The following is a 12,833-nucleotide window of genomic DNA, read 5'->3' as shown; positions in this document are numbered from 1 at the left end:
GCGACAGCGTCAGGAGGACGACGACCGAGTGCTGACGAGACGGATCTTCGGGTGGTCGCGACTGCTCGCCGCGGTCGTGTGCGTCGTCGCGCTCGGGCATCGGATGCTGTGGGGCATGGGCGCCCAGACGGTCGCCGGCGACAACTTCTTCGCCTATCTGACGATCCAGTCCAACACCGCCTTCGCGGCGCTCGCCCTGGTCGCCGGCGTCATCGCTCTGCGCACGGATGAAGATCCGGCCTGGTTGACCACGGCACGCGCGCTGGTGCTGAGTTGGACCATCACCGCCGGCCTCGCCTTCGCCCTGATCGTCTGGCAGGCGGGCGTGCGCGGCATTCCGATCACCGTCCCCTGGTCGGATGTCGTGCTGCACTTCGTGCTGCCCGCCTGGTCGGTCGCGGCCTGGGTGCTCGGACCAGGACGGCGCGGCGCGCCGTGGCGCGTGGTGCCGTTCGTGTTGCTGTACCCGCTGCTGTGGGGTGTGTTCACGATCTGGCGCGGCAGCGTGATCGGCTGGTACCCGTACTACTTCCTCGACCCGCGGCAGGTGTCGGGCATCGTCGAGATGGTGCTCAGCAGCCTGGTCGCGCTGTCGATCTTCGCGTTCGTGGCGACCGCCCTGGTGCTGCTGAGCCGGTTGCGTCCGACCGCGGGCGACGGGGCGGTCACTGCCCTTGCACGTCCGGAACCGGCGCGAAGAACGCCAGTGACGCCCGTGCGGCGTCCTTCGCATCCTGGTCACTGAGGCCGGCGAACTCCTGTGCGGGGGCACCGCCGACCAACCCGATGAGCACCGGCTCGCCCGTGACCGGCAGCAGGTTGAGCCAGGTGCGGATCATGCCGTCACCGCCGATGACGTGCCAGATCGTCTGCTCGGCATCCCAGAACGGCTCATCGAACCGCATCCACACGGTCTCGATGTAGCCGGCCGCGAGGTCGGCGATCGCGCCGCGGTGCGCGAACGGCAGTGCGGGCGCGAACTCGATGGCCTGCTGCTGCAGCACGCCGAGCGGAACGGTGACGATGACGCGGTCGAACGACAGCGATTCGCCCGTGCCCATGCGCAGACTGACGCCGCGTTCGTCGTAGGCGGCCCGCACGACCGGAGAGGCGAGCGTGACGGCGATGCCGGTGAGACTGTCGTCGATGAAGGCGCTGAGGTCGCCGGTCACGCCGGTGAGCGCATCGGGCGCCATATCGGGCGCGTACCAGCTGGACGCCCGTTCCGGGTCGGCGCCGGTGGTGGCAGACATCCACGCCAGCGCCGCGGCGAGTGCGGGATCGGTCGGGTCGGCGCCGCTGAGAGTGACGGCCTCGGCGACGGGGACGTCGGTCGGCAACTCGCCCGCCTGCTCGACGGCCCGAACGACCGGCTCGACATCGAGCGTGTCGGTCGGCCCGTCGGCGGTCCATCCGGTGGCGCTGTCGAACGCGATCCGCCCCTCGCCGACGGTGATCAGTCGCGCTTCCAGAGCATCGACGTCCTCGTCGCTGAGCAACCAGGCGCCGAGCTGTACGGGAAACGGCCAGCCGTCGTCGTCCCCGCGGGTGAGCAACCGCCCTCCGGTGCGCTCGCGGGCTTCGAAGATCGTGACGGTGTGGCCGGCGTCAGCGACGGTGCGCGCCGCAGCGACCCCGGCTGCGCCGGCGCCGATCACGGCGACGCGTTCGGTATCGGATGCCCGTGTCAGCACCTCCTGGCCCGCGCGGCGCCCCGAGTCGACGGCCCCCAGCACGGTTCCCGGGTGCGCGGCATCGGTGGCCTCGCCGGCGAAGAAGAGCCGGTCCATGACGGGAGCGGCAAGGGTCTCGCGGCGCTGCGGATCGGAGCCGGCGGGCAGGTAGCTGACCGCCCCGAGGGAGTACGGGTCGGTGGACCAGGCGGATCGCGCCCATGCCGCGGGTGCAGGGACGCCGACAGGCGGCGAGGGCTTCGGACCCGGCGTGCTGGTGCGGGTCGGCGTCGGCACAGGTTCTGGCGTGCAGGCGGCGAGGAGCACCGCGACGGCACCGGTACCGGCGCCGGCGAGCAGGGTGCGGCGAGTGATGCTCATCGTCCTGACAGACTACCCGCGGCCCTCACCGACGGCTGGAACGTTGCCTATCCGAGACGCGGTTGCCTAGAATTGAAGGTAAGCGCTTTCCAATTATCGAGAGGCCGCCATGCCCGTCGTTCTTTCCCCCTGGACCGATCGCCGCCGCGACGAAGCGGCCGCACGACCCGTGCAGTACGGCCCGCTCGTAACCCGCCGGGACGACGACGCCATGCGCCGGTTCCGCTCCTACGGCCTCGGCCAGTTCATCCACTTCGGCCTGTACTCCATCCCCGGCAACCAGTGGAACGGCAAGACCTCGACCTCACCGGCTCCCGAGTGGATCCGTTCCTGGCGCGGACCGGACGCCCCCGAGAACTGGACCGAGACGTACGACCGTCTCAACGAGGTGTTCGACCCGACCGAGCTCGACGCCCGCGCGTGGGCCCGGCAGGCGAAGCAGATGGGCGCCCGGTACGTGATCTTCACGACCAAGCACCACGACGGCTTCGCACTGTGGCCGTCGGCGTACTCCGAGTACACCGTCGCCTCGTCGCCGTGCGACCGCGACCTGGTCGGCGAGGTCGTCGACGCGTACACGGCCGAGGGCATCGACGTCTTCCTGTACTTCTCGGTACTCGACTGGTCGCATCCCGGATACACCCGCACCGTGCCCGCCTGCGACGACAGCCGGGCCGGGTGGCAGGACTTCCTGGACTACACCCGCGCACAGCTGCTCGAACTGCTCGATCGGTACCCCGCCGCGCGGGGCCTCTGGTTCGACGGCACGTGGGATGAGTCCTGGATCGCCTCGCACGAATTCACCCACCGCCTCGAGCAAGAGCTGCGCGAGCGCCGCCCCGGGCTGATCATCGGATCGCGGCTGCGCAACGACGAGCACGGTGCCCGCCACTTCGATTCGACCGGGGCGCTCCTCGGCGACTACGAGCAGGGCTGGGAGCGCAAGCTTCCGCGAAACCGAGAGATGCTCGACGGCAACGACTGGGACTGCGCCATGACGATCGGTCCGAACGCCTGGGGGTACATGCACGACACCTCCGGGCACTACCAGAAGACCGCCGACGACCTCGTCGATCTGCTGATGCGGTGCCGATCGATGGGCGGCAACCTGGTCGTCAACTTCGGCCCCGATGGCTCGGGTCGCATGACGGCGCACGAGACCCGGGTTGCCGAGCAGCTCGGCGACTGGGTGGCGCAGAACGCTGCGGCCGTCTACGACGCCTCGCACGTCGATCTCGAGCCCACCGGCATGGGGCACCTCACCGGCAACGACGACAGCCTGTACGTCACCGTGACCCACCGACCGGTCACGGGCGTCGCGCGCCTGCGCTTCCCCGGCTCCGCGACCCTGGTGCCCGTCACCGCGCGCCTGCTCGCGACCGGGAAGCCACTCGAGCTGCACCGCCGTGACATCGGGTACGACCTCGACTCCGCGATCCACTACGACGTGCTCATCCCGGCGGACTTCACCACAGGCCGTGCCTTCGTGATCGAGCTCGCACTCGGGCGGCCGACCGCGCAGAACGCCGACCGCGCCGACGCCTTCATGTGACACTCCTGTCACGACGATGCCCGCATCAGCCGGATCGGCCGATGCGGGCATCGTCAGGAGAGGCGGGTGTCAGACCCGGGCGCCGCCGATGCGGCCGGGCTGGCCGTCCCACGGCACCACCGTGCACAGATCGAGATCGACGCGGATGCCGTCGTCCGGCCACTGCACGCAGATGCGCGTTCCGTCGACGGACACCTGCAGATCCCGACGCGCGGCGACCGGATCCTCGTCGGCGCCGAGCAGCTGATGCAGCGCGACGTGCACGGTCTGCGCCGAGGAGCGCGTCGCCCACAGGGTCGGGATGGCCGAGTACTCGCCCATGGCGTTGACGCCGCGGTGTTCGACGACGGCCGGCTCCTCCCAGCCGTGCAGCCCGGTGAGCACGACGCGATGCGCGTCGCCCACGGCTTCGGCGGTGAGCGCGCGGGCATCCGACGACACCGCCGGCGGCGCGCCCGCGGCGAGCGCGAACGCGCCCTCACGCAGCCGGTCGTGGGCGAGCGGCGCGGTGACCAGGTGCGCGCGCACCTCCATGCCGCGGTTCACGACCGAGGCGGTGACGATATGGGCGCCGGGGATCAGTGCTCCGTCGATCTGCGGCAGATGCACCGAGGCACTCATCGCGCCTTCGACCGCCGTGCCGCGGATCTTCACCCGTCGGCTTGGGCGACCGTGAGAGTCGAACAGCGCGATGTGCCCGTCGACGGCCTGCAGCCACCCTGCACCGACCTCGGGGGCGGTGTGCGTCGAGTACGCGAACGACGCGTAGTGCGGGTCGTCGCCGTCGGGGATGCCGTGGTTCTGCACCGGCAGGTCGGCGTGGTCCGAGCCGTGGTTGATCAGCACGACCGGGGCGTCGCCGCCCGCCGTGGTGATGCTGAGTCCGGTGTCGTCGAACGTGCGGGTGAGCGGCGGGGCCGCGACCGGTTCGGCAGGTGCGTTCCACACCGGATGCCCGTCGCCGAGGCTCAGTCCGAGAAAGCCGATACCGGCGAGATAGGGCGAGCCGAACCCGCTGTAGTCCTGCATGCTGTCGAGGCACTCGTCGTACCAGCCCAGGCTGAGCTGACCGTCGGCGCCGACGCCGTGGCCGACGAAACCGTCGAGTACCGAGGTCGCGAGCCGCCGGGTATGCCCAGGATAGAGCGGGCTCACACCCGAGATCTCGGCGCACCAGAGCGGCGCGAGCGCGGCGGTGCGGTATGTGAGCGAGCGGCCGAAATGCACCAGAGCGCCGTCGGTGGCGATGAACGTCGACAGTCCATCGACGAACTGTGTCAGCCGTTCGAGATGCCGCTGCCCGTCGGGCGTCTGAGTGCGGTCGGTCATGCGGTACCAGGCCCACAGATACGGGTGGATCGCCCACGCGTTGTAGTAGTCGATCGCATGGCCCGGGCCGTCGGTGTACCACCCGTCGCCGAGGTACCACCCCTCGACCCGTGCGACGTTGCGCTCGTTGCGCAGCCCGCGGTTGTCTCCGCCGCGGTGCCGGATGAACGCCTCGGCCATGGCCGGGAAGAGCTGCCAGTTGTTCTGCCAGACCTCACGCTGAGCGTGATGGCGCAGCCACCCGAGCACCTGCTGCTGCTCGGCGTCGCTGAAGCGCTGCCAGAAGCGGTCTCCGGCCGTGTAAAGACCGAAGGCCAGATTGGCCGCCTCGACGATCGAGTTCGTGATCCCCGTCAGCGGAGGCCGACACGTGACGCCGAGCGGCCAGCGCGAGGGGTGGTCCGGGCTGGTGCCGTCGACGATGGCCTGGGCGTAGAACTCGATCAGGGCGTCGGCGGTAGCATCCGACGGCTCTGCTCCCGCGATGCGGGAGGACGCGAGCAGAAAGCTGCGCCCGATCGTCTCCATCGATTCCCGGCGTATGCCGTCGGCCGTGACCCGGCCGGGGAGAATCACCCCGGCCGGGTTGGGAGCGCCACGCTGCAGTACGGCGCTCAGCCAGAGGTCGGCGATGCCGTTCCAGTGTGCGCGCGCGGACGCGCCGTCTGCCACGTGGCCCATGATCAGGCGCCCAGCGCCTTCTCGTACTCGCTGCGGGCCTTGTCGCCGCCGCCGGTGCGCCACGACTCGACCGAGGCCTTGACGTCGTCGAACGACTTGCGGCCGGCGATGTAGCTGATCGCGGTGTCCATGATGCCCTGACGCATGGTGCTGCCCTTCTTGGCGAAGGTCGGGCTGAACAGGGTGGCGGTCGGGTTCTCGACGCCCGTCGGGATCAGCGCGGAGTAAGCCTCGTGGGTCGTGCGGATCACCTGCTCCTGCTGCGGCAGGTACAGCACCGGGCTGGGCGCGGCGATGTACTTCCACGGCACGGTCGTGTTTGCCAGCGCATCGGCGGTGGCCAACGGGTTACCGTTGCCGTCGAGCGTGTAGTCGGTGCCCTCGACGCCATAGTTGATCAGCAGGTACTCCTCGCTGCCGAACGGAGCGGCCAGCAGGTTGGCGACGCCCAGCAGCTTCTTGATCGACGCCTCGTCGTTCTTCTTGAACATGGTGCGGCCGAACACGACATTGTCCAGCCACGCGGTGGGCTTGCCACCGGCCGCGGCGAACGGCACGAACGGTGCCGAGCCGGGAACGGTGACGCCGTAGCCGTCGGACTTGAAGTACGCGGGCAACCCGTCGTAGATCTGAGCCACCTGGCCGTTGGTGAACGCGTTGACCATCTGCGACTTCGTCCACGCCTCGCTGCCGGGCACGATGTAGCCGGCAGCGGCAGCCTTCTGCACGAACTGGATCGCCTCGAGGAACTCGTCGGTCTCGGCGAAGTAGGTGAGCTTGCCGTTCTCTTCGCGCCACACGTTCGGCACGCCGAACAGCTGCTGGAACACGCTCAGTCCGAAACCGCTCGACCCGAACGCCCAACGGTTCGCCTTGGCGTTGGTGAGCTCCTTCATGACCGACAGGTACTCGTCGGCGTTCTTGATCTTCGAGGTGTCACTGACACCGACCTCGGCGAAGCGGTTGCCGTTGTAGAAGCCGAGGCCACCCGCGCCGCCGCGCGGGATGGGCAGGAAGTAGATCTTGCCGTCGCGCACGGTCTGTCGCCAGTACAGCTCGGGGATCGCGGCGAGGTTCGGGTAGTCCTTGATCGCGTCGCCCGACAGGAACGGCGTCAGATCCTGGCACTTGGCCTGCAGAAAGCCGATGATGTCGGGAATCGATGCGCCGTCATCGAGCATCATGTCTGGCACGTCGTTGCCGGCGATGGTGGTGTTGATCTTCGCTGTGAAGTCGTCCGACGAGACCGCCGAGATGTCGAGCTTGCCGCCCAGGCGGCTCTCGATCTGCTGCCATGCCGGGTTCTTGTCGCGCCCGTTCGGGGGCGGTCCGAAGATGTTGGTGATCGCCGAGAAGGTCTCACCCTTGAGCGGCGGAGTGCTGACGGTGCGCACCGGGTTCTTCGGGTAGTTGAAGAACGCGGCGGGCACGCCCTCGGCGGTGCCGGCCAGGTCGGCGACCAGCCCGTCCGCCTTCACGAACGCGGGCAGCTTCACAGAGTCGGCGCTCGAGACGACGAGCTCCTGCCGCGTTCCGCAGCCGACCAACGACCCCGCCGCAGCGGCGCCGAGGATGCCGAGGCCCGCGACCTTGAAGAAGGTGCGCCGGTCGGCGGTGAAATCACTGATTGACATGTTCAGTCCTCTCTGACGAATGGGTGTTCAGCCCTTGATGGCTCCGGTGAGCACACCCTTGGTGAAGTACTTCTGCAGGAACGGGTAGACGCACAGGATCGGCACGATGCTGATGACGATGACGGCCATCTGGATCGCTTGGCTGGGGGCGGCGATTTCGGCCGCGGCGCTCTGGTCGATCGATGAGCCCAACAGCACGTACTGCCGCAGCACCATGGCCAACGGCCACTTGTCACTGTCGACGTAGAGCATCGCGTTGAAGAAGGCGTTCCAGTAGCCGACGGCGTAGAACAGACCGACCACCGCGATCACGGCCTTCGACAGCGGCAGCACGACGTGCCACAAGATGCGCAGGTCGCCCGCCCCGTCGAGGCGTGCCGCCTCGGTGAGCTCGCTGGGGATGCCCATCATGAACGAGCGCACGATGACGAGATTGAAGGCCGAGAGCGCCGTTGGCAGGATCAGTGCCGCATAGGTGTCGAGCATTCCGAGTTCCTTGACCACCAGGAACGTGGGGATGATGCCGGGCGTGAACAGCATGGTCAGCAGGGCGGTCATCAGGAAGAATCCGCCGCCGAGCAGGCCACGGCGTGAGAGCCCGTAGGCCATCAGCACGGTCAGTGTCACCGACAGCGCAGTGCCGACGAGCGTGATGCCAACGCTGCGCAGCAGCGCCTCGGTGACGATGCCGCCGGCGAAGATCGTCTGATATGCCGCGAGGGTCGGCTCGGCCGGAAACAGCACGAAGCCGTTGTTGCGGGCGATCTCCTCCTGCGTCGACAGGCTGGTGCCGATCACGATCATGAACGGATAGATCACGGCGATGCAGATCAGCAGCAGCACCAGGCCCTTGACCCCCTGCGTGGCGGCGGAGGGCTTCTCCATCCACACCGGTCGCCGGCTGGAGGTGAGCTTGCGGGCCTTCTTCTCGCCGAGGTTCACGACGGTCGTCGGTGCGTCAACGGTCACGGGAGTACACCCCATCCTGTCCGAACATGTGAGCGAGCTTGTTGGCGCCGAGCACCAGGAACAGTCCGACGACGCCCTTCACGAGTCCGACCGCGGCGGCTGTGCCCCATTGGCCGTCGACGATGCCGTGGAAGTAGACGTAGGTGTCGAGCACTTCACCGGCCTCGGCGCCGACGTTGTTGCGCTGCAGGATGATCTGCTCGAAGCCGACCGACAGGGCCGTGCCGAGGTTGAGGATCAGCAGCAGGATGACGATGGGCATGATGCCGGGGATGGTGATCGCCCACATGCGCCGCCACGGGCCCGCGCCGTCGACAGCGGCGGCCTCGTAGAGCTCCTCGTCGATGCTGGCGAGGGCGGCGAGGAACATGATGGTGCCCCAGCCGGCGTCCTTCCAGATCGTCTGCAGGGTCACCAGCAGCGGAAAGGTCTCGGGGTTGGTCATCGGGCTGATGCGCGGCAGCCCCATCGAGTCGAGCAGGTTCGGGATCGCCCCCGTGGGCCCCAGGATCTGCGTGAAGATCGAGATGATGATCACCCAGCCGAGGAAGTGCGGCAGGTAGATCACGCTCTGCACGAACTTCTTCAGCCCGGGCGACATGATGCTGTTCAGCAGCAACGCGAGCATGATCGGCACCGGGAAGAAGAGCACCAGCTGCATGAGGGTGATCACCAGCGTGTTGCGCAGCGCGTACCAGAACGCCGGATCCGTGAACGCGATGGCGAAGTTGTCGAGGCCGACCCAGACGCTGTCGAAGAAGCCGAGGTAGGGCTGATAGTCCTCGAAGGCGATGATGTTGCCGGGGATGGGCAGCCAGTGGAACACCACGAAGTACAGGAATCCGGGCAGCACCATCAGCAGCATCATCCGGTCGCGCCGCAGGTGCGCACGCAAGCTCAGCTTGGTGTCGGCTCTGCGACCGCGCCGCGGTCGTCTCGGGGCGCCGGGCGGCGGGGTGTTCTGCGGCAACTCAGGCGCAGACGGTGCAGGTCTGCTCGCGACGGGTGCTGATGTCACCGCGATCCTCCGAACGTCGTTGTGGGGTGGTACCGAATAGTAAGCGATTTCTATGCAACGTAGCCCAGATCCTCACAACGTGTCAAAGCCGGCGATCACATGTGCGTTTGAAACCCGTTTCCAGCGGTGCGGTTTGCCCCGACGCTCGAAACCCTGATAGAAAACGGTTACTATTTTCGATCGATGGAGATGTACATGAACCCGCCGCCCCGCGTCGCTTTCGCGATGGACCAGGCAGCGCACGCCGCGGCTTTCCTGCCCGACACGCTCGAGCGCCTCGCTCGCATCGCAACCGTCGTCGACCCCGCGCCGCTCGGCGACCTGCGCTCCGACCGCGCGAGAGCGGCTCTCGCGCAGACCGATCTGTTGATCACCGGCTGGGGGGCACCGTCGATCGACCTGACGACCCTCGACGACGCCACCGCGCTGCGCGCGATCGTCCACGCCGCGGGCACTGTGCGCCTGTTCCTCGACCCGCTCGTGCTCGAACGCGGCATCCGCGTCAGCAGCTGCGCCAGCGCCAACGCCGTACCCGTCGCCGAGTTCGCATTCGCCTGCACGATCCTCGGACTCAAGCGCACCAACCGCTTCGTCGCCCAACTGCACGCCACCAAGGGCACGCGAGACACCCGGCGGATGCCACCGATCGGCGCCTACGGAGTGACCGTCGGCGTGGTCGGCGCGTCCCGCGTCGGCAGGGAGATGCTGCGGATGCTGCGCAGCATCGACGCCCACGTGCTGCTCAGCGATCCCTACATCTCGGCCGAAGAGGCACAGGCACTCGGCGCGGAGCTGGTCAGCCTCGACGAGCTGTGCCGGCGCAGCGCTGTCATCAGCATCCACGCCCCTCTGACCGACACCACCGCAGGGATGATCGGCGCACGGGAACTGGCACTGATGCGCGACGGTGCCGTACTGATCAACACCGCCCGCGGCGGGCTGATCGACACCGACGCCCTGACCCGCGAGGCGGTCACCGGGCGCATCGACGCCTACCTCGATGTCGTCGCCCCCGAACCGCTGCCGGCGGATTCGCCGCTGTACACGCTGCCGAACGTCACCATCACGCCGCACATCGCCGGCGCGCTCGGCAACGAGGTCTCGCGGCTGGGCGAGCTGGCCGTGGCAGAGGTGTCCCGCTTCGCCGCCGATGATAGATTCGACCACGAAGTGCGCCCCGCAGACTTCGCGATCATGGCGTAGCCGCTTCGTCTCGAGGGAACGTGTCATCACCAGCTGACCCCGCACAGCGCACCGCGCACCGACGCGCAGCCACGATCAGCGACGTGGCCGAACTGGCGTCGGTGTCGACGGCGACGGTCTCGCGCGTTCTCAACGGCAACTACCCCGTTGCCGCCGCCACCCGCGACCGGGTGATGCGGGCCGTCGCGAAACTGGGCTACGCGGCCAACGCCAATGCCCGGGCGCTCACCAGGGCCGGCACCGAGATCATCGGCGTCGTCGTGCCCGAGATCGTCGACCCGTTCTTCGGCTACCTGATCCATGGTCTCGAGCAGGCAGCCGCAGAGGCCGGGCGCCTGCTGATCGTCGCGACCACCAGCGGGGAGCCGGAGCGCGAGATGGCGCTGATCGACCGCATGCGCGAGCAGCGCGTCGACGCCGTCATCGTCGTCAGCGGCGCCCGCGACGAGCCCTCGTACCACCGCCTGCTGGCGCAGCGCGCCGAGTCGCTGGAGGGCATGGGCAGCCGTCTCGTGCTCTGCGCGCATCCGCCACTGCCCCAGCCGAGCCCCAGTCGCACCGTCGCCTACGACAACGAGGGTGGCGCGTTCGCGATCACCGAGCACCTGATCGGGGTCGGGCACCGCCGGATCGCCCTGGTGGGCGGACGGCGCACGCTTCCCGCCATGCGCAGCCGCCTCGACGGCTATCTGCGCGCACTGACGGCACGGGGCATCGAGATCGACGAGACGCTGATTCGCATGGACGGATTCGGTCGGCACTCCGGCCGCACTTCCACGGCAGCCCTGCTGGGCGAGAGCACCGGCGCCACGGCGATCCTCGCGGTAAACGAGACCATCGCCGCGGGCGTCTACGAAGCCCTCGCCGAGGCCGGCCTGCGGATTCCCGACGACATGTCCGTCGCCGCATACGATGACACTCCCCTGGCCACCGATCTCACGCCGAAGCTGACCACCGTGCACGTGCCGCTCGAACAGCTCGGCCGCGAAGCGCTGCGCGCGGCTCTCGCCGACCGCGACGCCTTCTCGCGCGACCCCGACGAGGTCGTGACGCTGGGCACCTACCTGGTGCACCGCGACTCGGTGGCTGCCCCGGCGCACTGACGCCGTCGCCCACCGCACTGCCTCCGGCTCTGCCCGCACCGTTCCCGCCGAGGAATGCAGAACGGCCCCGCCTCCGTCTGCACGGGGCGGGGCCGTTCGCGGCTCAGGCCTCGACCTGGCCGCGGGCGAAGTAGGCGACGAGATCCTCGTCGAGCGCCGGCACATCGATCGCGGAGCCGTCGGCACGCAGCGACTGCGTCGCGAGGATGCCCGCGGCGACCGATTCGCGCGCGGCGACCGGCGACGTCTCAGTGAGACCGCCGTCACGCACGAAGCGCAGGAACTCGGCCACGAGCAGACCATCGGCGCCGTCGTGTCCGGCATCCGGGGCCGACTCGATCGGGAACGTCTCGTCGGCTTCGGCGTAGCCGCGGTGACGACGGTTCCACAGACGCACCTCGCCACCCGACGAGTCGCCGATGTTCTCGATGCGCCCCTCGGTGCCGATCACGGTGTAGTTGCGCCAGTAGTCAGGGGTGAAGTGGCACTGCTGGTACGAGGCCATCACACCACCCGCGAGGCGCATGTTGACCATCGAGATGTCCTCGACGTCGACCGTGGGGTGCAGCCCGTCGAGCGAGGTCGGCGGCCAGTTGTCGAGGCTGAACCAGTCTGGCATCCGCTCGCCCGTGCGGTCACGGCGGTCGTCGATGCCGCCGTACACACTCAGCTCACCCATCGCGGCGACCTGCTCGGTGTACGCACCGGCGAGCCAGTGAATCACGTCGATGTCGTGCGCGCCCTTCTGCAGCAGCAGCCCCGTCGTGCGGGTGCGGTCGGCGTGCCAGTCCTTGAAGTAGTAGTCGCCGCCATGGCCGACGAAGTGACGGCACCACACGGCCTTCACCTCACCGATGCGTCCCTCTTGGATCAGTCGGCGCATGAGCGTCACAACGGGCATGTGGCGCATGTTGTGCCCGATGTACAGGCGGGTGCCGGTGCGGCGGGCGGTCTCGAGCATCGCGTCGGCGTCGGCGAGGTCGATCGCCAGCGGCTTCTCGCAGAACACCGGCACGCCCGCCTCGAGGGCACGGATGCTGATCTCGGCGTGCGTGTTGTCGGGCGTGAGCACCATGACGGCGTCGACGCCGGATGCCAGCAGCTCGTCCAGTGAGTCGGTGATCAGCGCGTCGGGCAGTTCACGACGTGCGTCTTCACGGGCGCGTTCGGCGGGATCGCAGACCGCGGTCACGCGCGATCCCTCTTCGGGACGATGCACTTCTCTGCGCAGCGATGCGCGGGCACCGAATCCGATGATGCCGATCTTGAGGTCCAAGAGTTCTCCTTCTG

Annotated in this window: 10 protein-coding genes; 4 read left to right on the top strand and 6 right to left on the bottom strand. The window is 68.5% G+C overall.

The window, feature by feature from the left end; all coding sequences use genetic code 11:
- The first annotated feature begins 28 nt into the window (after positions 1–28).
- Positions 29–745, top strand: coding sequence for a Pr6Pr family membrane protein (locus JF543_RS03585; RefSeq protein WP_347401080.1), 717 nt, complete (start codon positions 29–31; stop codon positions 743–745).
- On the opposite strand, the gene JF543_RS03580 is transcribed toward JF543_RS03585, so the two are convergent.
- Positions 666–2,054, bottom strand: coding sequence for a flavin monoamine oxidase family protein (locus JF543_RS03580; protein ID WP_206822754.1), 1,389 nt, complete (start codon positions 2,052–2,054; stop codon positions 666–668). The two genes, JF543_RS03585 and JF543_RS03580, sit on opposite strands and share 80 nt — an antisense overlap.
- 109 nt (positions 2,055–2,163) lie before the next feature.
- Here JF543_RS03580 and JF543_RS03575 point away from each other — a divergent pair, with 109 nt between their 5' ends.
- The gene (locus tag JF543_RS03575; RefSeq protein WP_179409254.1) at positions 2,164–3,606 is read left to right on the top strand and encodes an alpha-L-fucosidase; all 1,443 of its coding nucleotides are present in this window, start codon (positions 2,164–2,166) and stop codon (positions 3,604–3,606) included.
- A 69-nt stretch (positions 3,607–3,675) separates the two neighbouring features.
- Here the strand turns inward: JF543_RS03575 and JF543_RS03570 are convergent, their stop codons facing one another.
- From JF543_RS03570 to JF543_RS03555, 4 genes are read right to left on the bottom strand one after another with little or no spacing between them, the layout of a single operon-like run.
- On the bottom strand, positions 3,676–5,607 hold the full coding sequence (locus JF543_RS03570) for a DUF2264 domain-containing protein (RefSeq protein WP_206821197.1): 1,932 nt from the start codon (positions 5,605–5,607) through the stop codon (positions 3,676–3,678).
- 11 nt (positions 5,608–5,618) lie between these two features.
- Positions 5,619–7,250, bottom strand: coding sequence for an extracellular solute-binding protein (locus tag JF543_RS03565; RefSeq protein WP_206822753.1), 1,632 nt, complete (start codon positions 7,248–7,250; stop codon positions 5,619–5,621).
- Positions 7,251–7,277: 27 nt separating this feature from the next.
- Positions 7,278–8,219, bottom strand: coding sequence for a carbohydrate ABC transporter permease (locus JF543_RS03560; protein ID WP_224818326.1), 942 nt, complete (start codon positions 8,217–8,219; stop codon positions 7,278–7,280).
- Entirely contained in the window at positions 8,209–9,243 is a 1,035-nt protein-coding gene (locus JF543_RS03555; RefSeq protein ID WP_374222196.1) for an ABC transporter permease, read from the bottom strand. The genes JF543_RS03560 and JF543_RS03555 overlap by 11 nt, the downstream gene beginning before the upstream one ends.
- Before the next feature lie 189 nt (positions 9,244–9,432).
- Here JF543_RS03555 and JF543_RS03550 point away from each other — a divergent pair, with 189 nt between their 5' ends.
- Positions 9,433–10,440 (top strand): hydroxyacid dehydrogenase, encoded by a 1,008-nt coding sequence (locus JF543_RS03550; protein WP_206822752.1) that lies wholly within the window; start codon positions 9,433–9,435, stop codon positions 10,438–10,440.
- Between the two features lie 20 nt (positions 10,441–10,460).
- Complete coding sequence (locus JF543_RS03545) at positions 10,461–11,543, top strand: substrate-binding domain-containing protein (protein ID WP_206822751.1); 1,083 nt, start codon at positions 10,461–10,463, stop codon at positions 11,541–11,543.
- 103 nt (positions 11,544–11,646) lie between these two features.
- On the opposite strand, the gene JF543_RS03540 is transcribed toward JF543_RS03545, so the two are convergent.
- Complete coding sequence (locus JF543_RS03540) at positions 11,647–12,819, bottom strand: Gfo/Idh/MocA family protein (protein WP_179409259.1); 1,173 nt, start codon at positions 12,817–12,819, stop codon at positions 11,647–11,649.
- Positions 12,820–12,833 lie beyond the last annotated feature (14 nt).

It is taken from the genome of Microbacterium esteraromaticum (genome assembly GCF_017303215.1).
Taxonomy (GTDB): Bacteria; Actinomycetota; Actinomycetes; order Actinomycetales; family Microbacteriaceae; genus Microbacterium; species Microbacterium esteraromaticum_C.
The sequence above is the reverse complement of the archived record's forward strand: the minus strand, read 5'-3'. Positions and strand labels throughout refer to the sequence as shown.

What these genes read in the sequence shown, in the direction of transcription:
- JF543_RS03580 (WP_206822754.1), bottom strand. Translation starts at nt 2,054, where the DNA reads ATGAGCATCACTCGCCGCACCCTGCTCGCCGGCGCCGGTACCGGTGCC.
- JF543_RS03575 (WP_179409254.1), top strand. Translation starts at nt 2,164, where the DNA reads ATGCCCGTCGTTCTTTCCCCCTGGACCGATCGCCGCCGCGACGAAGCG.
- JF543_RS03565 (WP_206822753.1), bottom strand. Translation starts at nt 7,250, where the DNA reads ATGTCAATCAGTGATTTCACCGCCGACCGGCGCACCTTCTTCAAGGTC.
- JF543_RS03550 (WP_206822752.1), top strand. Translation starts at nt 9,433, where the DNA reads ATGAACCCGCCGCCCCGCGTCGCTTTCGCGATGGACCAGGCAGCGCAC.